This is a genomic window from Actinopolymorpha sp. B9G3 (assembly GCF_040120725.1).
Taxonomy (GTDB): Bacteria; Actinomycetota; Actinomycetes; order Propionibacteriales; family Actinopolymorphaceae; genus Thermasporomyces.
This window is the reverse complement of record NZ_JBEEAB010000007.1, coordinates 125,319-150,458: the sequence shown is the minus strand read 5'-3', so window position 1 is coordinate 150,458 and position 25,140 is coordinate 125,319. Positions and strand designations below refer to the sequence as shown.

Sequence of the window (25,140 nt, the reverse complement as noted above, 5' to 3'; positions counted from 1 at the left end):
CAGGAGATCGTCAGGGGCGCCTGATCCCCTCGAGCCGATGACTCAGGACCTGAAGAGCTGTGTGGTTCTCTGCCCTGAGTTCGTGTGCGGCGCGATCGACGTCGATCCAGAAGAAGTCGAACGCAATGAACTCCTCCGCCCCCGATGACGGACTTGACTCGCCATGACGCCAGGCCCGCTGCACCGTGGAAGGCGAGAGGAGGTGAAAGTACCAGCGGTCGTGTAGTTCGTCGCAGCCGTAGGGCCGCATGTCGACGACTTGATGATCCAGCAGGCCGCACAGGTGGAAGCCCGTCAGGCCGGACTCTTCCCACGCCTCGCGGAGAACCGCGTGTTCCGGCGTCTCGCCAGGCTCGATCGTGCCAGCGGGGACCTGGGTTCCGGTTCCTGGATGGTGAGGCTTGCGGAACACCAGCAACTGGTCTCCATGAGTGATGAACGCGGATACCTTGTTCACAGTCGGCATATGCTGCTGGGCGTCCACGCGGCACGTCACAGGGCGAAGAGGCGGGAGCTGGCTTTGGGAAACAGCACATCGATCAGCGGCCTGATCTCGGATGCGGCCCAGACATCGGGATAGGCGGATCGCAGCTCGTCCAATGACCTGTGGCCGAACAGAAGTCGCAGGAAGACCAGCGGAGGAAATCCGCCGTTCGAGGACGTGTCATACGGCCCGAACTCGGCGCTCTCGACGTCCTGCAATGTGCCGGCCGTGAACGTGAGCCGCAGGCCGCCCCGGTAGAAGTCGAACGCCAGGTCCCCGCTGTATCCGACGAGCGATGATGCGGCAAGGCGTCGTTCGAGGACCGGCGCGATCGTCCGCACGAAAGCAGGCAGGTCAGGCACTCGGATATACCATGCGTACGGGCCATCGTTGCGCGGCGCCCAGTCTGCCGAAAGTACCTGATAGAAGGGATGGGTGGGGCCGAGATCCAGCACTATTCTCGCCACGGGCTTATCGCGCGTCGACGGCACCTTCTCCCCCATGTCCTTCAGTCCGCGCAGCAGCGAAGGCGCCACGGCATGGAGATTGGTCCCGGCCTGAAAGCCAAGCAGCCTGGGCCCGAAGCTGTCCCCGTGCCGGCCGTACGGCGAAAGCAGGAAACCGCAGGGTGTCCCGCCAGCGGCCTCGATGACGCGGATCCGGGAATGAGCCTCGAGTGCGTCTCCCGCATGCTCGGCGTCGATGTGGTAGCGCCAGAATTCTTCAGGAAGGCCGCAGGTCACCAGGCTGTCCCTTTGCTGATGTCGATAACAGGCAGCGATGAAGGGAATGTCAGCGCGAGTGGCCTGACGGAGGCGATAGGGCTCCTCTCCCCCGTCTCGAAGCTCTGGAAGGAGCGGGGCCGGAAGGGTGACGCCGCCGCCAAGGTCGATCGCATACTCGTAGTCGAACTGCCGATAGAAGTACCGAATTCCGGTGATGCCCTGGATCAGGGTCCCGTCTTTCGCGGCGCGTTCGTGGACCGCGGAGAATATGGCTCGGATCAGGCCCCTGTTTCGATAGCCCGGCTCTGTCGCCACGATTTCCGGCCGGCCGACAGCAATCGGTATGCCGTCGAACAACCACTCTTCGCGCAGGTAGCAGGTGCAGGCGACAATCGGACTCCCGTCCTTGCTCGTGTCCTCCACCACGACGAAGTCGTCGGGGCCCATGAACGGATAGTCGACCCGCATGTAGCGGCGCACTGTGTCCATCAGCCCGTGGTTCGGTTCCTCGTCCTCGCGACCCCGAAAGACCGCCCCGACGAGTGCGGCGACGGCCTCGGTGTCGGCCGCTGTGGTCCAACGAAGGACCAGGCCTTCGCCCAGATCGCGTCGCATGTCTGTGCTCATGTGATCCTTTCGCATCGTCAGTGGAAGTGACGCAACCTTGGGGCACATCACCGACCACGGCTCAGGCGGGCCATGGTGGCGACCGTACCGGCTGAGCGCTCCCGCTTCACCGTGGTTTCGCGCGAGGATCGCGGAGTCTTGTCCGCTTGGGAAAGCGTGCTTGGTCGGGGGGTGGCCGGCGTCAGCGCCGGAGCAGTGCGCCGGCGAAAACGGCCATGCCCGCCATGAGGAGGGCCGAGACAATCGCCGCCACCTGCATTCCCTGGGTGAACGCCGCGAACGCAGAATCGCGCAGCGCCTCCGCCAGGGGTGCGGCCAGCTGGTCGGCCACCTTGACGGCCGCGGGCAGCGTCTCCCGCGCCATGTCGATCACCCCAGATGGCAGGCCGGCTGAATGTGCCGACTCGCCCAGCTCCGCCCGGTAGACGGCGGTGCCGACACTTCCGAGCAGGGCGATCCCGAGGGCGCCGCCAAGCTCGGCGCCGGTCTCGGAGATCGCGGACGCGGCACCGGCGCGATCAGGCGGAGCGGCACCGACGACGAGATCGGACGCCAGTGCCATGACGGCACTGATGCCGATCACCATCACGCCGAGCCCGACCAGCAGCACCGCGAGACCTGAACCTGGCCGGACCTGCGTCACGACGGCGAATCCGGCTGCGATCATCGCCAGTCCGGCAGCGACAACCGTGCCGGCGCCGGTCCGGCGTACCAGCGAAGCCGCTGCCAGCGCGCCCACCGGCATGACCGCGACCACCGGCAGGTTCCACAGCGCGGCAGTGAACGGCCGCATCCCAAGGACCAGCTGGAGGTACTGCGACGTGAAAAACAGAAACCCCACCATCGCGAACATCGTCACGGTGCTCACCGCGATCGCCGTCCCGAACGCCCGATGGGCGAACAGGCCCAGGTCGATCAGCGGTTCGACCAACCGGCGTTGCCGCATGACGAAGGCTGCGCCTATCGCGAGGCCGGAGACGATGAACAGGGCCGCGACCGGTCCGAGGCCGCCCTCGGCGTACTCCTTCACACCGTAGATCACCATCAGGACGGCCATCGTGGACAGCGCGGCACTCGCGAGGTCGAAGCGACCTGCCCGCGCAGGGCGGAACTCCGGTAGCAGGAACCGACCGAGAGCAAGCAGCAGCACCATGAACGGCACGTTGATCAGGAAGACCGAGCCCCACCAGAACGCCTCCAGCAGCAGCCCGCCGACCAGTGGCCCCACGAGCGCGCCACCGGAGAAGCCCGCGGTCCAGATGGCGATGGCCCCACGCCGCTGCGCGGGATCGTGGAACATGTTCCGGATCAGCGAGAGCGTGGATGGTGCCAGCGTCGCACCCGCCACGCCCATGACGGCACGGCTCAGGATGAGCATGGTGGCGCTGGTGGAGTACGCCGCGAGGATCGACGAGAGCCCGAACGCCGCCGCGCCGATCAGGAGCAACCGCCGACGCCCGATCCGGTCGCCGAGAGTGCCCATCGTGATCAGCAGTCCGGCCAGCAGGAACCCGTAGACGTCCATGATCCACAACAGCTGGGAGCTGTCTGGTTCGAGATCCGCGCTCAGGAACGGCAGCGCGAACGACAGCACCGACATGTCCATCGACACCAGCAGACAGGGCAGTACGAGGACGGCCAGCCCGACCCACTCCCCCCGCCCGGCTCGCGGAGCCCCGTGCTCGCTGTCCGTTTCGTCCGGGGCCGTATGACCCGCCTGGCTGCTCCGCCCGCGCCCGGCGGCCGTCCCCAACTGCCCATCGTCCATGACGTTCGACTGTACGCTCGTCTTATACGTTTGTATAGGACGTACGTATAGACGGCAGGCTAGGATCGCTGTCATGGGTCATCGGGAGCAGCTTCTGGCCGGAGCGAAGCAGTGCCTTCAGCGGCGTGGTTATGCGCGGACGACTGCGAGGGACATCGTTGCCGCGTCCGGGACGAACCTCGCCTCGATCGGCTACCACTTCGGCTCCAAGGAGGCGCTGCTCCTGGCCGCCCTGATCGAGGCGTTCGGCGAGTGGGACGAGGAGTTCGTCGGCTTCGCCCGCACCACCGCGCAGCGAGGCGGGAGCCTGGTTGAACAGTGGGAGACGATCTGGACCTGGGTGGTTGATTCGTTCGACCGGCTGCGGCCGCTGATGGTCGCCCATCTCGAGGCGGTTGCGCAGGCCCAGCACATCCCGGCCCTTCGCCAACAACTTGCCGACTACTACGAGAGGTCCCGGTCGGAGTACGTCTCCACCGCCGCTGAGCTCGACCTGTCCGACGAGGAGGTTGCCGGGCAGCCGGGCGCCGGACAGGCGGCCGGGGTGGACCTCGCGACCCGGGCGGTCGGATCGTTCCACATGGCGCTGATCGACGGGTTGATGGTGCAGTGGCTGATCGATCCCGAACGCACGCCCTCCGCCCAGGAGCTGGGCCAGGCGTGGCGCGCCCTGATGGCCGCACAATCCCCGCAGGGGCAGCGCTCCCACGGGTAGGGTCGTCGCCATGCCGACACCACCCCGACCCGCCCAGCGCCCGGTGGTCCACCGTCACCACGGCGACGAGCGGACCGACGAGTACGCCTGGTTGCGCGAGCGGGACAACCCCGCGACCCTGTCCCACCTCGAGGCCGAGAACGCCTACACCGAGCAGACGCTGTCCCACCTTGAGGGGCTTCGCGGCGAACTGTTCGAGGAGTTCCGCTCCCGCATCCAGGAGACCGACGAGGATGTGCCTGCCCGTGACGGCGCGTGGGAGTACTACACCCGCACCGTGGAGGGCCTGCAGTATCCGATCTTCGCCCGACAGCCCCTGCGCGCGGGAAAGCCTGGCGGCGACAAGGAGCAGGTGCTCCTCGACTGCAACCAGGCCGCCGAAGGCACGGAGTACTTCGCCCTTGGCGCGTTCGCCGTCTCCGCCGCCGGCCGGCTCCTTGCGTACTCCGCCGACACCAACGGCAGCGAGGAGTTCGAGCTGCGGGTCAAGGACCTGCAGACCGGCGAGCTTCTGCCCGATGTCATCACGCCGACCGGCTACGGCGCGGCGTGGTCGGCCGACGAGCGGCACCTCTTCTACACCACGCTCGACGCCGCACACCGGCCGTGGAAGCTGTGGCGACACCGGCTGGGCACCGACCCGAGCGAGGACGTGTGCGTCCACACCGAGTCCGACGAGGCGTTCTATCTCGGCATCGGGCGTACCCGTTCGCGCGAGTGGCTCGTCATGGGTCTGCACGCGACCGAGTCCAGCGAGGTACGGATCCTGCGCGCTGACGACCCGGAGGGTGACTGGCGGACGGTGGCGCCTCGCCGACCTGGCGTCGAGTACTCCGTCGACCACCACGGCGACCGGTTCCTGATCGTCACCAACGACGCGGGGCCGGACTTCCGGCTCGCGCAGGCCCCGGTTGACGATCCCGGACCCGACCACTGGGTGGACGTCATCCCCCACCAGCAGGGCGTACGCATCGTGTCGGTCGACGCGTTCGCGCGTCACGTCGTGGTGTCCCTGCGAGAGGACGGCCGTACCGAGCTCGACATCATCGCCGCCGACGCGTTCGCGGGTGACCCGCGCGAGGGCGCACCCCTCGCGGCGGGAAGCCGGCGCCGGCTCCGCTTCGACGAGCCGATCTACACCGTGGACGTCGGCGTCAACCGGGAGTTCGACACGAGCACGCTCCGCATCGACTACGCGTCGCTCACCACGCCGAGCTCGGTCATCGACATCGACCTCGACACCGACAGCCGGGAGCTGCGCAAACAGCAACCTGTCCTGAACGTCGACCTCGGCAGGTACAGGTCCGCGCGAGAGTGGGCGACGGCAGCCGACGGCACCAAGATCCCGATCTCGCTGGTATGGCGCGACGACCGGCCCGCCGGTGGGCCGCTGCTGCTCTACGGGTACGGGTCATACGAACATTCGATGGACCCGTGGTTCTCGACCCTGCGGCTGTCGCTGCTCGATCGCGGCCTGGCGTTCGCGATCGCACACGTGCGTGGTGGTGGTGAGCTGGGACGCGCGTGGTACGAACACGGCAAGCGGCTGGAAAAGCCCAACACCTTCACCGACTTCGTCGCCTGCGCCGACTATCTGGTCGAGACCGGGTGGACGAGTCGGGACGGGCTCGCGATCCGTGGCGGATCGGCTGGCGGCCTGCTGATCGGTGCGGTCCTCAACCTGCGCCCCGACCTGTGTGCGGCGGCGGTCGCCGAGGTGCCGTTCGTCGACGCGCTGACGACCATCCTCGACCCCTCCCTGCCGCTCACGGTGCGGGAGTGGGACGAGTGGGGTAACCCGGTCGAGGACCCCGAGGTGTACGCCGTCATGAAGTCGTACGCCCCCTTCGACAACGTCGCCGAACGCGACTACCCCGCTATCTACGCCACGGCCGGTCTCAACGACCCGAGGGTGAGCTACTGGGAGCCCGCGAAGTGGGTGGCGCGGCTGCGGGACCGGATGACCGGCGGTGGACCGGTGGTGTTGAAGACGGAGCTCGGCGCCGGGCATGGCGGTCCGTCCGGGCGCTACGACGCCTGGAAGGACGAGGCTGGCGTGCATGCGTTCGTTCTCGACGCCGTGAACGGCGTGAACACCGAGGCCGGGGTCCACGCGGGCGACACCGGTAGCGACGCCAGCTGAGAGTCCACGTGGCCGCCTGCCCGGAGGGTCACGGGAGGTGGAGCCCAAGGCACGCTGCTCCCCCGAGAGAGCAGCGTGCCTTGTGCTACACGTCCGGCCCCTCCCTCCGACGTGGGCCGGCCAGGCTGGTACTGGGCCCAGCCGCCGATGAGGCGTACGACAGGATGCACGGCACCGCTAGCACGCCGATGACATATCGCTGACGCGGCCAAAGTCCTTCCTCCGGCGGGCCCGCTGAGCGCCTGGTAGCCGCCTCCCCGCATCGACGACCTCTCCAGAACCGCTTGAGCCGAGCGAGGAACTCCGTAAACTACCTCTCGAAGAGGCTCGATAGGGAAGTCTGAGGTATGTTACGGTAAGCCGCATGCAGCAAGAGTTGTTCACGGCAGACGAGGTTGCGGAGCGGCTCGGCCTGCACGTGCGGACGGTGCGCAACTACGTCAGGGACGGGCGGCTGAAGGCTGTCCGGATCGGCAAGCAGTACCGGATCGCGCGCGCGGACCTCGAGGCATTCACCGGCCAACCCGTCGAGCCTGCCGTGCGGGAGTCAGTCTCCCGCCATCGCCATGTAGGAGTGTCGAGCATCGTGGACATCGATGCGATCAGCCCTGAGACAGCGAGCCGGGTGAGCACCTTGCTGACCGGTGCGACCGCCCATCGCCGCGAGGGCGACGAGCAGTTGCGCCTGGAGACCATCTACGACGAACGGCGGGCCCACCTGAAGATCGTCGTGCTGGGCAGCCTCACCACCAGTGCGTACATCTTCGGCCTGATCAGCGCCGTCATCGAGGAGGCGGACGCGTGAGCGACATCTACCGATCCGAGGCCGGGCGCCGCCTGCTGCACGAGCAGTATCGCAAGGCGCTGGAGGCCTGGCCGGTCGACCACGAACAGCTACGCGTGCCGACTCCTGAGGGCGAGACGTTCGTCATCGCGTCCGGTCCCGCGACCGCTCCTCCACTGGTGCTGTTCCACGGCTCCGGAAGCAACTCGGCGCAGTGGATCGGCTGGATCTCCGACCTCGCCGCGTCCTTCCGCGTGTACGCCATCGACATGATCGGCGAGCCGGGCTTCAGCCCGCCGTCTCGGCCGCCTCTGAGGTCGGACAGATACGCCGTGTGGCTGGATGCCGTCCTGGACTTCCTCGGGCTCGATCGGGTGTCGGTCATGGGGTACTCCCTCGGCGGCTGGCTGGCGTTGGACTACGCCACGCGGCGGCCCGGCCGGGTGGAACGCCTGTCGCTGTCGTGCCCGGCCGGCGTCGGCAGGCAGAAGAAGGGCTTCCTGCTCAAGGCGATGTTGCTGAGCCCGCTCGGTCGGTGGGGGCGGCGCAGGTCGGTGACGGGGGTGCTCGGCCCAGGGCTGTCGACGTTGGAGCCAGCGGTGGCAACATCGATCGTCGAGCAGGTTCTGGCCGTGTCGAAGCACTACCGATTCCGCACGGACGAGCTTCCCGTCTTCGACGACCGGGCGTTGCGCAGGCTGACCATGCCTCTGCACGTGCTTGTCGGGGAGTTGGACGTCATGATGGACTCCGCCGAGACCAAGCGGCGGCTCGAAGCGGCCGCACCACACGCAACCGTGCGCCTGCTCCCCGGCATCGGTCATTTCGTTCCCCCGCACCCGGCCGCGGAACTCGAGTTCCTGACGAGCACCGGGCAGGGGTAACCGCGCCAACCGCGGCACGCGCGATCACGACGCTCCCCCGTTACGACTGGCCGCCGAGTGCGCGACGGGCGGCAGCGCACGCGTTCGTCAGGCGTTCCACGTGCCGGGTCGCGCCCACATCGGCGAATGCCGGAAGGGTCTCGTCCACGAGCGCGATCACCTCGGCCGCGCGCCCCACCTCGAGGTAGGCCTCGGCCAGGCTGGCAATCGCGGCGACCTCCCCGAACCGGTCGCCGAGCTTGCCGAACTCCTCCCGCGCACGTTCGGCGAGAACGACCGCCTGCCGGCCTTCTCCGCGCGCTGACGCGACCCGGGCCGCCATCGCGGCGACATAGGCGCGCGCCCTGAACTCAGTCACACCGGCGACCGCGTCGAGGCTGGCCTGGGAGGCCTCGGCGGCGCGGTCGAGGTCGCCGTGCTCCAGTGCGTACCTCGTGATGCGATGGAGCACCAGTGCCTCGTCGACCGGACCACCGATGTCACGGGCGATCGCGAGGGCCTCGTCGAAGAGCGGCACCGCCTCGTCGTACCGGTCGTACTCAGCCAACAAGGAGGCGAACTCTCGGACCGAGGTCGCGTACGCCGGGCGGTGCCCACTCCCTCGGGCTGCCGCCACCGCCTTCTCGGCCAGCGAAAGGGCGGCCGTCCGGTCCTGCCGCTCACTGTGGAAGTAGGCGAGAGACGCCAGGGCGTACGCCAGGTCAACCGGTGCGTCGAGCCGATCGAAGACGCGGGCGGCTTCGGCGAGAGATTCGAGGACGTCGTCGGTGAGTTGTCGGGTCGCCATCTGCATCGAGCGCTGCCAGGTGGCGCGCCACGCGACGCGTTCGTCGCCGGCCTCGCGGGCCGCGCCGGCGACGAGATCGAGGAGTTCCACCACATGGGCGTGCGGGAGTTGGATGTCGAGTCTGGCGAGTGCACGCTCGCAGAGCAGAGCCGCCCGGACGTACCAACCGAGGCCGACGCAGCGCCGGATCGCCCAGTCGAGCAGCGGTTGCTCGGCGAGCAGCCAGGCCTCGCCGTCGGCAGTGAGCCGGTCGACCATGCGCACCGGCAGGATGGGCGGCGGGTCGGCCGGCTCGACGGGAGCCTCGTCGATCGTGACGGTGGACAGCTTCTGGTGTGCCGCATCAGCCAACCCCAGCAGGGCGTCCATGAGACAGCGGAGGGCCGAGATGGTGGTCGCATCGTCGTCGGCGCGTGCGAGTTCGCCGGCGTACAACGCGATCAGGTCATGTGGGCGGTAGCGGGCCTCACCTGTCGGGTCGCGGCCGGTCTCGGTGAGGAGGTTCGCCTCGACGAGTTCCTCCACCAACCGTTCGCCATCCGCCCAGCCGTCCTCGGACGACTCCCCGTCGGTGCGAGCGGCGAGGACGCCGACTGTCCACGCGGCGACGTCGACCGCTCCGAGCAGTCCCAGCCGGCGAAACGCCGTACGGGCGGATGCGGACAGGCCGGAGTAGCTGAGGGCAAGACCGGCCCGCACCTCCAGGTCCCCCGTGCGCAGCTCGTCGAGGCGGCGTTGCTCGTCGGCGAGTCGTTCGGCGAGGCCGGCCAGGCCGGCGAGCGGGCGCGCTGCCAGCCGGGCCCCCACGATGCGTACGGCAAGGGGTAGCCCACCGCAGGCATCGACGATCGCGCGTGCGGCGGCGGGTTCCTCGGCCACCCGGTCCGACCCTGCCAAGCGGGCCAACAGGTCAAGGGCGTCGGCGGGTACGAACGAATCCAGCCGGAGGCCGACCGCGCCCGGGATGTCGCTGAGCATCCTGCGCCCGGTGACGAGGACCGCACAGCTCGCCGTCCCGGGCAGAAGTGCCACGACCTGGCTGGACCTCGCCGCATCGTCGAGCACGAGAAGGACCTTGCGGTCGGCGAGCCGGGCACGGAACGCGGCCGCCCTCGCTTCCAGGCCTTCCGGAAGCGCGTCGCGGCCCAGCCCACTCGCGGTGAGAAGCTCGCCAAGCACCTCGGCCGGGTCGCGGCTCGCCCCGCCCACCCCCGTGAGGCGGACGAACAGTTGTCCGTCGGGAAAGCGTGGCCGCAGGCTGTGGGCGATGCGGACGGCGACCGCGCTCTTGCCGGTGCCTGGAGCGCCAGTGATGGCGACGACGGGGACACCGGTCCGGTCATGGTCCGGTAGCAACGCCGACGTCGCCTGCGCGATCAGCTCGGACCTCCCCACGAAATCGGAAAGGTCCGGCGGGAGTTGGCAGAGGGTCAGCCAGGTCGCGGGCACGGTCACCGCTGCCGGATGGCGGACGTGACCGTCGGCTTCGTGCAACGTGGGATCCTCGGCGAGGATGCGGAGATGCAGCGCGCGGATCTCGGTACTCGGCTCGAGGCCCATCTCGTCGATCAGCAGGGCACGCAACCGGCCGTACGCATCGAGGGCGTCCGGCTGCCGCCGGGACCGGTACAGCGCCAGCATCAGCTGATGCCAGAAGCGCTCCCGCAGCCGGTGTTCGGTGGTGAGAGCGGTGAGCTCGCCGACCAGCTCGGCATGCCGGCCGAGAGCGAGTTCGGTGTCGATCCGGCGCTCGATCGTGTGCAGACGTTGCTCTTCCAGTCGTGGTGCGACGTCGCGTTGCAGAGACTCCGACGGGATGTCGACGAGCGCGGGACCACGCCACAACCTGAGCGCGTCGGCGAGAAGTCCCAGGACCGCTTCGGGGTCGTGCGGATGCCGGTCGGCTTCGGCGAGCAGCTGGTCGAAGCGGCCGAGGTCGACCTGCTCGGGAGCGGCGTCGATGAGGTAGCCCTCTGGACGCGTGCGGATCGGGTCTCGGCGAGGTTCCTCGTCGCCGGCACCGGTGCGGAGGATCCGGCGAAGCCGCATGACGTAGGTCGCGAGGGTCGCCCGGGCGGTCGGCGGCGGATTCTGTCCCCACAGTCGTTCGACGAGTTCGTCGACGGGCACGAGCCGGTTGGCCGACACCAGGAGTGCGGCGAGAAGCGATCGATGCTTGCCAGCTCTGATCGTGAGGACGCGTCCACCTCGAGACACCTCGAGCGGGCCGAGAACACGGTAGGACAGCTTCGTCGGCACGACAGCCTCCTCCCCGTCACACCCCGCGAGGGAGGTCGCACCGGACACCTCCACCGAGACGTTCAGGGTAACCGTGTCGGGCCATGCGACCGGGCGCGCGTGAGGGTAGCCTTCGCGTCGAAGCCCGCAGAGAGGACGACCGATGAACGCAGAGGTCCATCGATCGCTTGTGTGGTTGAAGGAGTGTGGTGCCGAGTTGGCCGAGGTCAAGCTGGCACGAGGTCGGCTGTCGGCGGTCGGTGCAGCGATCGGTGGCTATCCGCTGCCGTACCGATTGGAGTACGTCCTCACGACGACGGACTCGTACGTCACGTCGTCGTTGCGTGTCCACACATCCGCGGTGGGCTGGCGTCGCTCGCTCGAGCTGCACCGCAACGGCGACGGCAGCTGGCGGATCGTTGCCGACGCGGAGGGCACTCTCGACGCACCCCAGCCTGGTGGAGACCCCGCGGCCTTCCATGGCGCGTACGACTGCGATCTCGGGCTGTGCCCCTTGACCAACACGATGCCGGTACTCAGGCATGGTCTCCTCACCGGCGGCGATCCCGTCGAGTTGGTCATGCCCTGGGTCTCCGTGCCCGACCTCGCCGTCACTGCGAGCCGGCAGCGCTACACGCCGGTCAGCCAGGCCGCGGAGTCGTCCGTGGTGCGCTTCGATGATGACGACTTCACCGCCGACATCGTCTTCGACGCCGACGGTCTGGTCCTCGACTATCCCGAGATCGCCCGGAGGGTGCAGTGATCCGCCTCGACCGACACTCCCGTTGAACTGAGCGCCGGTTGAAGTGACCGACTCGGGACATGACCGGGTCCGGTCGCCGTGGCGGTTGTGCATGCCCGACATGCCCGTGAGGCTGGATGGACGAAAGTTTCGAACGCCTGACGAGGGAGGCCGGCATGGTCAGCGACCAACCGTACGCGCAGGAGTTCAGCCGTCGTAGGTTGCTGCACAGTTCCGCTGTTGCGGCGGCGACAGTGGTGCTCGGTGCCTGCTCGACCACCGACGGGCCGACAGCGGACCAGGGCGACCCTGATCCGTCGACGCGGGGCGGAAAGGGTTCGCGGACCAAGCCCGTGGAGCCGCCCGCGAAGTTCGGTGAGGCACCCGCGTTGGCCGCACAGGTCAAGGCAGGAGAGCTGCCACCGGTGGCAGAGCGCCTTCCCTCCCGGCCGTACGTCGTTCCACACCGCTGGTGTACGGATGGAAAGTACGGCGGGCGGATGCTCAACCTCGTCGACAAGTCCGACAGCGGGCCATCAACGAGTACATGTACGGCCGCTCGCCCCTGCGCTGGCTCAACGACGGCCTCGACATCGGGCCCGGCGTGGTGGAGTCGTGGGAGTCCAATGACGACGCGTCGGAGTGGACGCTCCACCTGCGCGAGGGCCTGAAGTGGTCCGACGGTGAGCCGGTGACGGCGGCGGACGCGTTGTACTGGTGGGAGGACATGGTGCTCGACGAGGTGCACACCGCCATCCCACCCGACTCCGGCCGCTCGGGCTCGGGCAAACCGATGACGCTCAGCGCACCCGACGACACGACGCTGCTCCTGACGTTCGACAGCCCCACTCCGCTCACTCCCGCGCTGTTGGCCAACGGCGTGAACACCGTCGACTGGTTCGTGCCCAAGCACTACCTCGGCCGGTTCCATCCGAAGTACACAAGAAGGTCGAGGACAAGAACTGGTTCGAGGACCACGACCAGCACGCCAACTGGGTCGTCGATCCGGACTGCCCCACCCTCACGGGATGGCACACGACGTCCTACCGCGAGGGTCGCCAGATCGTGATGGAACGCAATCCCTACTACTGGTGCGTCGACGCCAACGGTAACCAGCTCCCCTACGTCGACGAGGTCGTCTTCTCGGTCGTCACCGAACCCGAGGTGAGGAAGCTGCAGATCCAGGAAGGCTCGGTGGACTACGTCCACGGCGCGTTCATCCCGATCGGGCTCGGAGACATCTCCGGCATGAAGAGCACCCAGAACCAGCACGACATGGACGTGTTGTTGTGGGACAGCGGATCCGGCACGGGATCGGTCTTCTTCTTCAACTACGACTACCCGGAGCCAGGCCTACGCAGGTTGATCCGGAACCCGAAGTTCCGCCAGGCATTGTCGTACGGCTTCAACCGGGCCGAGGCACAGAAGGCCATCTACTACAACACCGGCGAGAAGACGACCGGGACCTACAGCCCGAAGTCGATCGAGTACCAGGTGAACGACGAGGGCAAGCAGGTCTACCGGACCTGGCGGGACGCCTACGTCGACTTCGACCCCGACAAGGCGGCACAGATGCTGGACGAGCTCGGCGTCGTCGACAGCGACGGTGACGGGGTCAGGGAACTTCCGGGCGGCGGCAAGCTGCGGATCCGCATCGACGTTCCCGCCGACGTGAGCGCTGAACACTCCAGCAAGAACAACCTCCTCAAGGCCGACTGGGAGAAGCTCGACATCGCCGTCGAGATCAACCCGATCGCGCCCGAGGCGTTCGGCGACCAGTGGCAGAACGGCCAGCTGATGGCACAGAGCTCCTGGGAGGTCGGTGACGGCCCGGACCACATCACCGGCCCGTGGTGGTTCGTACCGATCGAGCCCGCGCGCTGGGCGCCGTTGCACGGGCGGATGTGGTCGCTGCGTGGGACACCCGAGGAGAACCAGGAGACCGACGTCGACCCGTGGAAGCGCACACCGCCACGCGTGGATCCCGAACCAGGCAGCCCGATCGCCCGGCTGTGGGAGATGTATGACCGGGCGAAGTCGGAGACCGACGCGCTCGCACGGCACCGGATCGTCTGGGACATGGTGAGGATCCACATCGAGGACGGGCCGTTCTTCATGGGGACCGTCGCCAACTACCCGCAGGTGACCATGCGAAAGAAGGAGCTGCGCAACGTTCCGGCGCGGGACCAGCTGGCGCTGGGCGGGATGGTCAACACCTGGGCCCATCCCACACCCGCGGTCTACGACCCGGAGGCCTACTACTGGGAGAACCCGGACGCGCACACCTGAGTGGCCGGCGAGGTAATTACCTGCGCGCGAATCTGGACAGGCGTAAGGGATTGACGAACCACGGGTGGCGGCCCACTCTTGTCCCGTCCACAGGACACGGTGCTCGGTTACCGCTTCGCCATGGAGACGGAACCGCGGGCAGGAGGTCGGCGATGCCCCGTACCCCTTCGATGCTTCGGCTCATCCGCCGCGGTGCCGTCGCGGCCGTGACGCTGACCCTCGCCGTCGGCGTCTGCGCGCCCGTCGTCGGAGCGAACGCCGCGCCGTCGCCAGAGGCCACGGCCGCAACCGTCGCGGACTCCCGTCAGGACGCCTACACCCAGGCGGCACACGAGTTCGGGGTACCGGAGTCCCTCCTGCTCGCGGTGTCCTACCTCGAGACCCGCTGGGACGTCCACGCCGGACAACCTTCCCGGGCAGGCGGGTACGGGCCGATGCACCTCACCGACCTCGAGGCCGCGATGTCGGAGCCTGGTGGTGCCGCGGCCACTGGTGAGGTCGCGGAACTCCGAGGCGATTCCTCCCGGCAGGCGCGCACGCCCGTCACGAGTCCCGCGCTGCGCACTGTCGAGCTCGCGGCCCGGTTGACCGGCATCGACGAAGCCCGCCTACGTACAGACCCCACGGCCAACGTCCGCGGCGGCGCGGCCGTGCTCGCCGAGTACCAGCGCCAGATCGGCGCTCCGAGCACCGACAACGCCGGTGAATGGTACGGCGCGACCGCTCGCTACAGCGGGGCGAGGGACCATGCCTCCGCGCGGGCCTTCGCCGACGAGGCGTACTCCGTCCTCGCCGAAGGCGCCCGGCGTACGACCGACGACGGCCAGGTGGTCGCGCTGGCGGCAGACGCCGTGCAACCGGATCGGACCTGGCTCGGAAAACTCGGCCTGCAGGAGGCCGAGGACGGCGACGTCGAGTGCCCGCGCAGCATCGGCTGTGAGTGGATTCCCGCGCCGTACGAAGACCTCGGCGACGGCGACTACGGCAACCACGACCTCGCCGACCGGCCGAACAGCCAGCAGATCCGCTACATCGTCATCCACGACACCGAGGGCGCGTACGAGACGACACTCAACCTCGTCCAGGACCCGACGTACGTCAGCTGGCACTACACGTTGCGCGCGAGCGACGGGCACATCGCCCAGCACGTGAAGGCGAAGGATGCCGCCTGGCATGCCGGCAACTGGTACGTCAACGCGAAGTCGATCGGCCTCGAGCACGAGGGCTATGCGGCCCGCGGCACGTGGTACACCGAGGCGATGTACCGCACGTCGGCGAAGCTTGTTGCCTACCTGGCGAAGAAGTACGACATCCCGCTCGACCGCCAACACATCCTCGGCCACGACACCGTCCAGGGCATCACGCCGCCCTTTGTACAAGGCATGCACTGGGACCCCGGTCCGTACTGGGACTGGTCCCACTACTTCGACCTCCTCGACGCGCCGTTCGAGAACTCCGGCGGTCCGACGTCAGGCGCCGTCACGATCAACCCCGACTTCGCGACGAACAACCCAGGCTTCACCGGTTGCGAGAACTCCCCCGGTCCACCGGGCGAAGGGATTCCCCCGCAGTGCGGGACATGGGGATCGTCTGCCCTCGTGCTCCGCACCGAGCCGCGCGCGGATGCTCCGCTGCTGCTCGACGTCGGCAGCAACCCGCCCGACGGGACGAGCACGATGGACGTCGCCGACATCGGCAGCCGGGCGGGTGCCGGCCAGCAGTTCGCCGTCGCCGAGACGCGCGGCGACTGGACCGCGGTCTGGTACCTCGGCCAGAAGGGCTGGTTCCACAACCCGCGCAGGTCTCCGACAGCGGTGTGGACGAAGGCGATGGTCGCCACACCCAAGGCGGGCAAGGCGTCCATCCCGGTCTACGGAAGGGCTTATCCGGAAGCCGCCGCCTATCCGCCCGACGTGCCCGTGCAGGCCATCGTGCCGCTGCAGTACGCGTTGCCAGCCGGGCAGGAGTACGTCGTCGGTATGAAGGCCGACACGGAGTACTACCGTGCCGTGACGTTCGACCCGACCAACCACAAGGTGATCCGCGGTTCGCTGGTCTATTACCAGATCCAGTTCGGTCACCGGGTGGCGTACGTGATGGCCGATGACGTCACGCTCACACCGTCCTGGCGTTGATCGCTCGCCGTCAATGATTGCTTGACAACGGGTGATCTCCGAACGAATCTTGCACCATGGCTGTCAACGACTTGGACCTCGACCAGATCATCGCCGCGATCGACACGGCGCAGGCAGCAGGCAAACCCCTCGACCGGGTGACCGCCGCGCGCGAGGTCGCGGCCCGACTGGAGGCGTTCGCGCACCATGTCGTTGCGCACTACGTCGACGAGGCGCGTCAGGCAGGCGCCTCATGGACCGACATCGGCGCCGCGCTCAGCGTGACCCGCCAAGCCGCACAGCAACGATTCGTTCCCGCCGAAGGCGGCGGTGTCGGTGCCGCGAGCCGAAGCCCGGCAGCCGTTCCGTACTCCCCACGGGCCACCGCCGCGCTCGAGGCCGCCCGCGACCTGGCTCGTGAGCAGCACCAGACCGTCACCGACCTGCACCTGCTGCTCGCCCTGCTGGACAACCGGTCCGGCGGCGCGATCGTGCTGCTTCGAGGACTCGACCGTCGAGCCGCGGACGTCCGCAAGCTTGCGCGAGCCACGCTCGCCGCCGAGGGGACCAGGGCGTCGGCGAAAAGTCCCGACCTGGGGCGCGCGGCGGCACGCGCCCTCGAGGTCGCCACCCGCGAAGCGCTCCGGCTCGGTGCCGACGACGTCGGAACCGAGCACCTGCTGCTCGCCCTTGCCAGTGACGAGCAGCGACCTGCGGGCCGCGTGCTCGCCGAGGCCGGGCTCAGCTATCCCGCGCTCCGCAGGGAGGCGGCGAACCAGGCACGGCTTGCCCGTGAGCGAACTGCCCAGAAGCGCACCCGCAAGAAGCGCCCCTGATCGCCGGAGGTCAGTCGAACAGGTCGTCGAGGAACGACCGCTTCCGCTTCTTTCCGTGTCCGTACTGTCCGCCGTAGCCGTGCCGGTCGTCGGAACCGTAGCGTCTGCCGTAGCCGTGGCGGTCGTCGGAGCCGTACCGGTGGTCGTCGCGGTGCTGGGTGTATCCCGACGGGCCGCGGTGCTCCGAGGGGACGGATCTCTGCTCACTGTGCCAGCGGGTCTCCGCGTCGCTGAGGCGTTCGAGCTCGCCGCGGTCGAGGAAGATGCCGCGACAGTCGGTGCACTGGTCGATGTGCACGCCGCTGCGTTCGTACTGCCGCATGACGCCGTGACATTTCGGGCAGCTGAGTTGGGTCATGTCGGCAACTTAACCGATGGATGTGACAGAACGCGGGTACGGGCGGATGCCCGTACCCGCGTCGCTGCGCTGAGCCGCCACGTGCTAGACGGATCCGAGGTCCATGTGCATGAGCTCCCACACGTGGCCGTCGAGGTCGCAGAAGCTGGCTCCATACATCGGACCGTCCTCGATCATCGGCTGCCACGGCTTGCCGCCGGCGGCGAGAGCGGCCGCCAGGGTGTCGTCGACCTGCTGCCGGCTCTCCGCCGACAGACAGGTGATGACCTCGGTCCGCGCGGGATCGCAGATCTCGCCGTTGATGAAGTCCTTGAAGCGCTCCTCGACCAGGAGCATGACGAAGATGTTCTGGTCGACGACCATGCAGGCGCACTTGTCGTCGGAGAACTGCGGGTTGAACTCGAAACCGAGCGTGGTGAAGAAGTCGGTCGAGGCCTTCAGGTCGGTGACCGGCAGGTTCACGAAGATCATGCGCATGGCTCTCTCCTGGTGTGAGTGTTCTGGATGACTCAGCGGAACGACTCGGGGTCCCGCAGGGCCTTGGTCGTACGAAGCCACGCCCGCACAGGGGATTCAGCGTCCGCGGACGAGGGCGAGCAGCGCCTTGAGCTCCGACCACCGTGCCCACGCGATCAGCCCGACCAGGACGCCCAGGATGGCTGGCGTGATCGAGGTGATGCCGGCGTCGAGAACGAACACGGATGTGATGGTGGCTCCCACCATCACGCCGACCAGTCCGAGGGCTGCGAGTCCGGCGAGTCGCGGGATCAGGAGGCCGATCCCGCCGGCCAGTTCAAGGATCCCGACCAGATATCGGAACCACTGGCCGAGCCCGATGTGGTCGAACATCTCCACCGCGATCTGGTCTCCGAGGAGTTTGGGCACTGCCGCGGCGGCCACGAAGAACACCCCCAGCAGGATCTGTCCTGCCCACAGGGCAATGGTGACGGCCCGGGGGCGGCTCGCCGGTGTCGGGCTCTCAGCGTGGGAAGCGGTCATGGTGGTCTACCTTTCCGATATGGACCGTGAGTGGTTGCCGGTATGGACCAGGCCGCTGGCGGAATCTCATCGGCGTAGCGATGAGTTTTCTCCGCGGCGCAGTCTGTACTCATGTGACCGGTCCGCAGAACACGTGTGGGTGAGCCACCTGGCCGGCCCGGGAGAGGGAGAGGGTTGTGACGACGACGACGGACAAACTGGACGAAGAGGACTTCCTCCGACAGGCCGACCCCTACCGCCGGGAGCTGCTGGCGCACTGTTACCGCATGCTCGGCTCGGTCCACGACGCCGAGGACCTCGTGCAGGAGACCTATCTGCGCGCGTGGCGGTCCTACCACGGTTTCGAAGGCAGGTCGTCTCTTCGCACCTGGCTGCACCGGATCGCCACCCGCGCGTGCCTGACCGCCCTGGAGAGCCGCGGCAGGAGGCCCATGCCGACCGGACTGGGGGCGCCCAGCTCCAGTCCGCGCGACTCCCTGGTCGAGCAGCCGGAAGTGCCGTGGCTCGAGCCCATTCCGGACGCCATGATCGGCGCCGACCATGCCGACCCCGCCGCAATCGTCACAAACCGGGCCAGCGTCCGGCTCGCCCTCATCGCGGCTCTGCAGCACCTGCCGCCCCGGCAGCGTGCCGTACTGATCCTGCGTGACGTCCTGCAGTGGCGCGCCGCCGAGGTCGCCGAGGTGCTCGACACCACCACCACTGCCGTCAACAGCATCCTGCAACGGGCCCGGGCGCAGCTCGACCAGCTGACACCGCGCGAGGACGACATCGTCGAACCCGTCGACGCCGACCAACGCGAGCTGCTCGACCGCTACGTCAGCGCGTTCGAGAGCATGGACATCGCTGCGATCGTGGAGCTGTTCACCGCCGACGCGGTATGGGAGATGCCACCCTTCGCTGGCTGGTACCAGGGCCCCGAGGACATTGGCGAGCTCATCGCGAGGCACTGCCCCTGCGACGGCCCAGGCGGCATGCGGCTCGTCCCCACCGAGGCCAACGGCCAGCCGGCGTTCGGGCTCTACATGCGTGCCGAGGACGGCACCTACCGACCCTTCAACCTGCCGGTGCTCACCCTCGGCCCGACCGGTGTCACCCACGTCTCCTGCTTCTTCGACCTCCGGCTCTTCGCCACGTTCGGGCTCCCGGAGTCTCTGCCGGCAGAGCCGCGACCCGTGGCCGGCTGACCGGGCAGATGACGATGACGGACGTCTGTGAGAGGGCGGCCGCCGCAGGGGGAATCGTTCTGCTGGAGCGGGCGATCAACTACACGCTCGGCAGCCTGCACCTGGTCGGGGCTGGCGAGTTGTCCCGGCCGACTCCCTGCGACGAGTGGGACCTCGGGTCCCTGTTGGCGCACTTGGACGACTCGCTCACCGCGCTGTTCGAGGCGGTCGACGGTGGACAGATGGCGCCCGGCAGGACCTCACCTCCTGTCGGGCGACGGGCCGGGAGCATGCACAGCGACCGTGGCCGGGCCGACTTCGTGAACGATGTCCGTGCCCGGGCCCGGGACCTGGTCGGCGCCTGCACCATCGCCGGTCGCCACGAGGTCTCGGTCGCCGGCCTGCCACTCAGCACCGGCGTCGTCACCGGGACCGGCGCGATCGAGGTCGCGGTCCACGGCTGGGACGTCGCCCGCGGTTGCGGATGGGAGCGGCCGATTCCTGCATCCCTGGCCGAGGAGATGCTCGCGCTCTCGCCGATGTTCGTCGCGACCGCCGACCGCCAAGGGCTCTTCGCTCCGCCCGTCACCCCGCCGGAGCCGGCCAGCCCGAGTGACCGGTTGGTCGCATTCCTCGGTCGCCAGCCCTGATCCGTCCGGCGCCCTACGCCCCCGGTCGGGGATGCCTTCGCCGTTACCTCACCGGGTGAGGTGGGTGAGGACCTCGCGCAGGTCGTCGTACGTCTCGGGGAGGTCTCTGCGGTTTTCGAGCCGATGGCGCTCGAGCCGTGAGGCGCCGATGTGGCGGGCGCGGTAGAACAGCGCGCGCGTTGCCGCGGCCGGTGTGCTCGTCGGCGGTCCGTAGGCCTCCCAGAACGCATCGCGCTCCGTGCCCGGGCGTCTGCCGGCCCGGTAGATCGTCCAGTCCGCCGCCGGATCACCCCACATGGCTCGGTCGCCGTCGATGACGCCGGTGATCGTGGGCCTCGACGCCGCGGGGTCGATCATCACGTTGACCGTCCAGAGATCGCCGTGCAGCAGCCGTGGCGACGCGACCTCGTCGAGGACCCCGCGTTGGTGTGCGGCCAGCGCGGCGACCTCGCGGACGTCCGCCGCGTCGAGACCCACGTCGTCGAGGTCGGCCGCGGTGTCGTCCAGGTATGCGATCACCGTCTCGCTCCAGGTGGCGTACGCCGGGCCGTACACCGGCCCGAAGCGCGTGCCGCGTACGTCGTGGATCCGGCGCGCGATCTCGCCCATCTGTCCGAAGAACGACGCCCACTCCACGCGAGGATAGGCGCCGAGGCCTTCCGGCGCGGGGATCCCGTCGAGCATCGTCTGGAAGACGTAGTCCCGCCCGACGACCTCGTGGGTGAAGTCAACGGCGAGGGTGCGTGGCAGCAGCGGCCCGAGCGGGGCGAGGTACGGCGTGCTGGCGTACTCGTTGCGCATGAGCTCCCGCTCGATGCGGAACTGCTTCCCTGGCTCGGGTGCCACGCGCAGAATCACCGGACGATCCGCTCCGATGTCGACGCGATAGGTGCTGTTGTAGGTCCCCCAGCCGAGTTCGACGGCCGAGGCGACCCGGACCTCACCGCCGAACGCGCGGTGGCACATCGCTCGCACCTCGGCAGCGGTCACCGTCTGTTGAAAGGCGGCCGGCGCGCGCTCGATGGGGTGGAACTCCATGCTGCTCCCTTGAGAAGCTTGCACCTTCGGACGGTCTGGAAGCACACCGAATGACCCACCCGCTCGCCCACACCGGGTTCCGGACCGGTCAGAACAGGGTGTGGGCGATCTCCACGATCCGGTCGTCGTCATCGAGGACGGGGATGACCCGCCACTTGTCGAAGGCCGTGCACGGGTGCGAGATCCCGAACGCCACCAGGTCGCCGACAGCAACCTCGGCGTCGCGCGGCAGGTCGATGAACGCGTGCTGGTCGTTGAGGGCGCTGACGACGGCCCCGACGGCGTGCCGCTCTGATCCCTTGGGGGACACGATCCGGTAGACCACCGGAAGCTCGACGTCGAACGGCAGGTCGCGTCGCCCGGCGCCCACCAGCGCCCGGCCGGCCTCCGGCCGCGAGAGGACGTACGCCCAGACCTCCAACGCGGCGCGGAGTTCGTACGGGGAGCCGCCTGTCGGCAGCGGCGTCGACGGCCCGTAGAGGCCCTCGTCGTGGGTGACGTAGCCACCGCTGCGGAGCACCGCCGTCGCCGGATCGCCGACGAGCTCGCGCGCCACCACGTCGAAGTACGTGCTGCCTCCCGCGGAGAGCAACAACTCCTGCGCCGGGTCGACCAGACCTTCGTCCCGCAGCCGGAGCCCCAACGCCCGGATGTCCCGGCAGAAGGCGGCCACCGCGTCGAGCTGTTCGGGAGTACGACCGTGGCCGACCACGCCTTCGTACCCGGTCGCGCCCGCCACGGCCAGCGTGGAGGTGTTCGCGACAGCCTGGGCCACGGCCATTGCCGCCTCCATGCTCCTGGCGCCGGTCCGGCGACCGGTGAGGCCGAGCTCCACCAGGACCGGTAGCCGCCGGGTCGCGCCGTGCCGCGTCAACTCCCGGTCCAGCAGGGCGACGCCCTCTCTCGAGTCGACGTACCCGATCACCGTCAGATCCGGATCCTCGGTCGTCGCCCGGGCGAGCCAGCCGATGCCGGCGGGGTCGACCAGTTGGTTGGCGAGCACCACCCGGCGTACGCCGAAGTCGAGGTACGCACGCACCTGCCCGATCGTCGCGGCCGTCACGCCCCACGCGCCGGCCTCGAGCTGGCGGGCGATGAGTTCGGGCGACATCGTGGTCTTGCCGTGCGGCGCCAGCTCGACCCGCTGGTCGGCGCACCAGGCCGCCAGGGTCGCGATGTTCGACGAGAGCGCGCTCTCCCGGATCACCATGAGCGGGAAAGTCAGCTCACCGCCACGCAGCCGGACCTTGCGGTCGACCAGTTCGGCGGCCGTCGTGGCACCGGTGCCGGTGAAGCCGGTCTCGAACGGTTCGATCGGACGCTCTCGCCACGCGTGCAGCGCCGTGCTGAGGGCCGCCGGATCGTAGGCATGGGTCATGCGGTGTTGAGCCCTGACCTCACTTCGTTCGGTCATGCGGGTTCTCCTCGTCGTAGCGCCCGGCCGGGTGTCGCCCCGGTGAGCTTTCCGTCGGTGAGGACCGGTTCGCCCGCGACCAGGACGTCGCGGATGCCGACGGCCAGTTGGCATGGGTGGTCATACGTCGCGAGGTCGGTGACCAACGTGGGATCGACGACCACGATGTCGGCCGCCGCCCCCTCGCAGAGGGTCCCACGCCCTGCGAGCTGGAACCGCCGCGCCGGATGGCCGGCCAGGTGCCACGCCGCCTGCGCCCAGGTCCAGTCGCCCAGCTCACGGGTGTGGTGGCCGAGGAACCGCGCGAAGGCACCCCAACCGCGCGGGTGCGGATGCCCGCCGAGATAGATGGCGTCCGAGCAGCCCATGTGCCGGTCGTCGCGGATCATCGCCCGCAGGTCGGCGTCGTCGCCACCTGGGCTCGGGACGATCGCTCCCACCGCGAGGTCGCTGGCGAGCAGGACCTCACAGACGAGCTCACCGAACGAAAGTCCCGCCCGCGCGCCGGCGGCGGCGAGGGTGAGCCCTTCCGCCCACTGGTAGTCGGTGCCCGCGATGTAGCCGAAGATCGCCGGACCCAGCGCCGCCTCGGCCGCGGGGAACCACCTGGCCTGGAGCTCCGTGCGGACGGCCGGGGCCGCGAGCCGCCGCAGCGTCTCCTCGACCCCACCGGCCTGCACCTGGGGCGGGAGCGCCTTCATGGCGAGGATGGTGTTGCCGTAGAGGTGCGGGTAGGCGTCGAACGTCACGTCGACTCCGGCCGTGGCCGCCTCCTCGAGGTGGTCGAGGAGAGGTTCGGCAAGGCCGCGGTAGTGCGACACGTGGACGGGTACGCCGGTCGCCTGGCCGAGGGCTCGAGCCTCCACCATGCCGGGGGCGCGGCCGCCGTCGTAGCTGCGGAGGTGGCTGACGTAGGGGGCGTCGACCGCGGCCGCCGGCCGGCACAGCGCGGTCAGCTCGTCGAGGTCGGCGAAGACACCGGGTACGTACTCCAGGCCCGTCGAGACACCGACGGCACCCTCGTCGAGTCCCTGCTCCACGAGGCGGAGCAGGTCCGCGAGCTTCTCCCCCGCCGGGCGGTCCTCCGCCCCCAGAACCTCGTGGCGGACGGTGCCGAGGGGCACGAGGTAGGCGATGTTCAGCGGCGTACGGCGGTCATAGAAGTCCAGCAGCCCGGCGACGGTGCACCCGCCCGCGAGCTCCACCGGTGGCGTGCCGTCCACGGCGGCGAAGTAGCGGGCAACGTAGTCGACCGTGCCGCTCGACGCCGGCGCGAACGAGAGCCCGTCCTGGCCGAGGACCACCGACGTCACGCCCTGGCGGAGCATGGCCTCCTGGACGTCTGCCCGGCCAAGGACGGCGTCGGCGTGGACGTGGGTGTCCACGAACCCGGGCATGAGGAACCTCGCGTGGGCGTCGATCACGCTCGCGGCACTCGCACCGGCAAGGTCGCCGATCGCAGCGACGGTGCCGTCCCGCACGCCGAGGTCGGCGGCATAGGGCGACCCGCCCGTGCCGTCGACGATCGTGCCGCCGGTCAGCAGGATGTCGTAGTCGCTCACGCGGGTTCGCTCGCTCACTCGAACACCTCACGCAGGAAGCCGGTATGGCCGGCGAGGACGCCGCCATCGACGCGGAGCACCGTGCCGGTGACCCAGGCCGCATCGGAGGAGGCGAGGAACGCGATCGCGGCCGCGATGTCCTCCGGCTCGCCGATCCGGCCGAGTGGATAGAGCGAGGTCATCCGTTCCAGGACGCTCGGGTCCTTGGCGAGCCGGCGTTCCCAGATCCTGGTGCGGACGGTCCCGGGGGCCACGAGGTTGAACCGCACTCCCCGCCGGGCGTAGCGCATCGCGAGGTTCTGCGTGAGGCTGACCAGCCCGGCCTTGGCCGCGGAGTAGGCCTCGTTGCCGAAGGCGGCCAGCGCGTTGATCGATCCGACCGAGACGACGGCGCCGCCGCCCGGTGCGGCCAGCAGGTGCGGGAGGGCCGCCTGGATGCAGCGGACCGCGCCGCCCAGGGTGGGGTCGACCTGGCGTTGCCACTCTTCCTCGCCGAGATCCTCGAACGCCGTGTCCGTGGCGACACCGACGTTGTTGACGAGGACGTCCAGCCGGCCGAATCGGTCGACGGCGGCGGCGATGGCCGCCTCCACCTGGTCCGGCCGGGCGACGTCGCAGCACAGTGCGAGGGCCCTTGATCCGTCGCCGGCCAGAGCCGAGGCGACCTTGTCGGCGGCGTCGGCCTCGATGTCGCTGACGACGACCGACGCTCCCTCGCGGGCGAGCCGCTGGGCGGTGGCCCGACCGATGCCGTGCGCCGCGCCGGTGATGAAGGCGACGCGATCCTCGAACCGACGCATCCGTCCCCTTCCACCTC

General features: G+C 69.0%; 22 protein-coding genes. 11 read left to right on the top strand and 11 right to left on the bottom strand.

The features are described 5' to 3' along the window. Positions 1–10: 10 nt before the first annotated feature. From ABNF93_RS14855 to ABNF93_RS14845, 3 genes are all read right to left on the bottom strand, one after another. Positions 11–457 carry an NUDIX hydrolase gene (locus ABNF93_RS14855; protein WP_349328606.1) on the bottom strand — a complete coding sequence of 149 codons (447 nt, stop codon included), beginning with the start codon at positions 455–457 and terminating at the stop codon, positions 11–13. Positions 458–492: 35 nt separating this feature from the next. Beyond that, on the bottom strand, positions 493–1,824 hold the full coding sequence (locus tag ABNF93_RS14850) for a GNAT family N-acetyltransferase (protein ID WP_349328770.1): 1,332 nt from the start codon (positions 1,822–1,824) through the stop codon (positions 493–495). A gap of 193 nt (positions 1,825–2,017) precedes the next feature. Continuing rightward, the gene (locus ABNF93_RS14845; RefSeq protein ID WP_349328605.1) at positions 2,018–3,604 is read right to left on the bottom strand and encodes an MFS transporter; all 1,587 of its coding nucleotides are present in this window, start codon (positions 3,602–3,604) and stop codon (positions 2,018–2,020) included. A gap of 73 nt (positions 3,605–3,677) precedes the next feature. On the opposite strand from ABNF93_RS14845, the gene ABNF93_RS14840 reads away from it, so the two are divergent. From ABNF93_RS14840 to ABNF93_RS14825, 4 genes are all read left to right on the top strand, one after another. After that, positions 3,678–4,319: a TetR/AcrR family transcriptional regulator gene (locus ABNF93_RS14840; protein ID WP_349328604.1), complete on the top strand. Its 642-nt coding sequence runs from the start codon at positions 3,678–3,680 to the stop codon at positions 4,317–4,319. 10 nt (positions 4,320–4,329) lie between these two features. Further along, positions 4,330–6,462: a S9 family peptidase gene (locus tag ABNF93_RS14835; protein ID WP_349328603.1), complete on the top strand. Its 2,133-nt coding sequence runs from the start codon at positions 4,330–4,332 to the stop codon at positions 6,460–6,462. A 364-nt stretch (positions 6,463–6,826) separates the two neighbouring features. Beyond that, complete coding sequence (locus ABNF93_RS14830) at positions 6,827–7,267, top strand: helix-turn-helix domain-containing protein (RefSeq protein ID WP_349328602.1); 441 nt, start codon at positions 6,827–6,829, stop codon at positions 7,265–7,267. Next, positions 7,264–8,130 (top strand): alpha/beta fold hydrolase, encoded by an 867-nt coding sequence (locus ABNF93_RS14825; RefSeq protein ID WP_349328601.1) that lies wholly within the window; start codon positions 7,264–7,266, stop codon positions 8,128–8,130. The genes ABNF93_RS14830 and ABNF93_RS14825 overlap by 4 nt, the downstream gene beginning before the upstream one ends. Positions 8,131–8,170: 40 nt before the next feature. Here ABNF93_RS14825 and ABNF93_RS14820 read toward each other — a convergent pair whose 3' ends face one another. After that, entirely contained in the window at positions 8,171–11,176 is a 3,006-nt protein-coding gene (locus tag ABNF93_RS14820) for an AfsR/SARP family transcriptional regulator (protein ID WP_349328600.1), read from the bottom strand. Positions 11,177–11,318: 142 nt separating this feature from the next. Between ABNF93_RS14820 and ABNF93_RS14815 the strand changes: the two genes are divergently transcribed. The 5 genes from ABNF93_RS14815 (at position 11,319) to ABNF93_RS14795 (ending at position 17,136) form a co-directional block, all read left to right on the top strand. Then, positions 11,319–11,918 carry a putative glycolipid-binding domain-containing protein gene (locus tag ABNF93_RS14815; protein WP_349328599.1) on the top strand — a complete coding sequence of 200 codons (600 nt, stop codon included), beginning with the start codon at positions 11,319–11,321 and terminating at the stop codon, positions 11,916–11,918. 526 nt (positions 11,919–12,444) lie between these two features. Further along, complete coding sequence (locus ABNF93_RS14810; protein WP_349328598.1) at positions 12,445–12,966, top strand: ABC transporter substrate-binding protein; 522 nt, start codon at positions 12,445–12,447, stop codon at positions 12,964–12,966. Continuing rightward, positions 12,966–14,186, top strand: a complete 1,221-nt coding sequence (locus tag ABNF93_RS14805) for an ABC transporter substrate-binding protein (protein WP_349328769.1) — start codon at positions 12,966–12,968, stop codon at positions 14,184–14,186. Before ABNF93_RS14810 ends, ABNF93_RS14805 begins: the two co-directional genes overlap by 1 nt. Before the next feature lie 152 nt (positions 14,187–14,338). Then, entirely contained in the window at positions 14,339–16,321 is a 1,983-nt protein-coding gene (locus ABNF93_RS14800) for an N-acetylmuramoyl-L-alanine amidase (RefSeq protein WP_349328597.1), read from the top strand. 56 nt (positions 16,322–16,377) lie between these two features. Further along, positions 16,378–17,136 carry a Clp protease N-terminal domain-containing protein gene (locus tag ABNF93_RS14795; protein ID WP_349328596.1) on the top strand — a complete coding sequence of 253 codons (759 nt, stop codon included), beginning with the start codon at positions 16,378–16,380 and terminating at the stop codon, positions 17,134–17,136. 10 nt (positions 17,137–17,146) lie between these two features. On the opposite strand, the gene ABNF93_RS14790 is transcribed toward ABNF93_RS14795, so the two are convergent. The 3 genes from ABNF93_RS14790 to ABNF93_RS14780 all read right to left on the bottom strand — a co-directional run bounded on the left by ABNF93_RS14790 (position 17,147) and on the right by ABNF93_RS14780 (position 18,493). After that, positions 17,147–17,494 (bottom strand): TFIIB-type zinc ribbon-containing protein, encoded by a 348-nt coding sequence (locus ABNF93_RS14790; RefSeq protein ID WP_349328595.1) that lies wholly within the window; start codon positions 17,492–17,494, stop codon positions 17,147–17,149. Between the two features lie 84 nt (positions 17,495–17,578). Further along, a complete protein-coding gene (locus ABNF93_RS14785; protein WP_349328594.1) occupies positions 17,579–17,971 on the bottom strand; it encodes a VOC family protein in 393 nt (130 codons plus the stop codon). 96 nt (positions 17,972–18,067) lie between these two features. Beyond that, positions 18,068–18,493 carry a DoxX family protein gene (locus ABNF93_RS14780; protein WP_349328593.1) on the bottom strand — a complete coding sequence of 142 codons (426 nt, stop codon included), beginning with the start codon at positions 18,491–18,493 and terminating at the stop codon, positions 18,068–18,070. Between the two features lie 176 nt (positions 18,494–18,669). On the opposite strand from ABNF93_RS14780, the gene ABNF93_RS14775 reads away from it, so the two are divergent. Together ABNF93_RS14775 and ABNF93_RS14770 are read left to right on the top strand one after the other, a co-directional pair. Beyond that, positions 18,670–19,680: a sigma-70 family RNA polymerase sigma factor gene (locus tag ABNF93_RS14775; protein WP_349328592.1), complete on the top strand. Its 1,011-nt coding sequence runs from the start codon at positions 18,670–18,672 to the stop codon at positions 19,678–19,680. A 14-nt stretch (positions 19,681–19,694) separates the two neighbouring features. Next, entirely contained in the window at positions 19,695–20,309 is a 615-nt protein-coding gene (locus ABNF93_RS14770; protein WP_349328591.1) for a TIGR03086 family metal-binding protein, read from the top strand. A gap of 48 nt (positions 20,310–20,357) precedes the next feature. Here ABNF93_RS14770 and ABNF93_RS14765 read toward each other — a convergent pair whose 3' ends face one another. The 4 genes from ABNF93_RS14765 to ABNF93_RS14750 form a co-directional block, all read right to left on the bottom strand. Then, complete coding sequence (locus tag ABNF93_RS14765; protein WP_349328590.1) at positions 20,358–21,347, bottom strand: phosphotransferase family protein; 990 nt, start codon at positions 21,345–21,347, stop codon at positions 20,358–20,360. An 88-nt stretch (positions 21,348–21,435) separates the two neighbouring features. Then, entirely contained in the window at positions 21,436–22,761 is a 1,326-nt protein-coding gene (locus tag ABNF93_RS14760) for a type III PLP-dependent enzyme domain-containing protein (RefSeq protein WP_349328589.1), read from the bottom strand. After that, entirely contained in the window at positions 22,758–24,341 is a 1,584-nt protein-coding gene (locus tag ABNF93_RS14755) for an N-acyl-D-amino-acid deacylase family protein (protein WP_349328588.1), read from the bottom strand. The genes ABNF93_RS14760 and ABNF93_RS14755 overlap by 4 nt, the downstream gene beginning before the upstream one ends. Further along, complete coding sequence (locus ABNF93_RS14750) at positions 24,338–25,123, bottom strand: SDR family NAD(P)-dependent oxidoreductase (protein WP_349328587.1); 786 nt, start codon at positions 25,121–25,123, stop codon at positions 24,338–24,340. Before ABNF93_RS14750 ends, ABNF93_RS14755 begins: the two co-directional genes overlap by 4 nt. Positions 25,124–25,140: the final 17 nt, after the last annotated feature.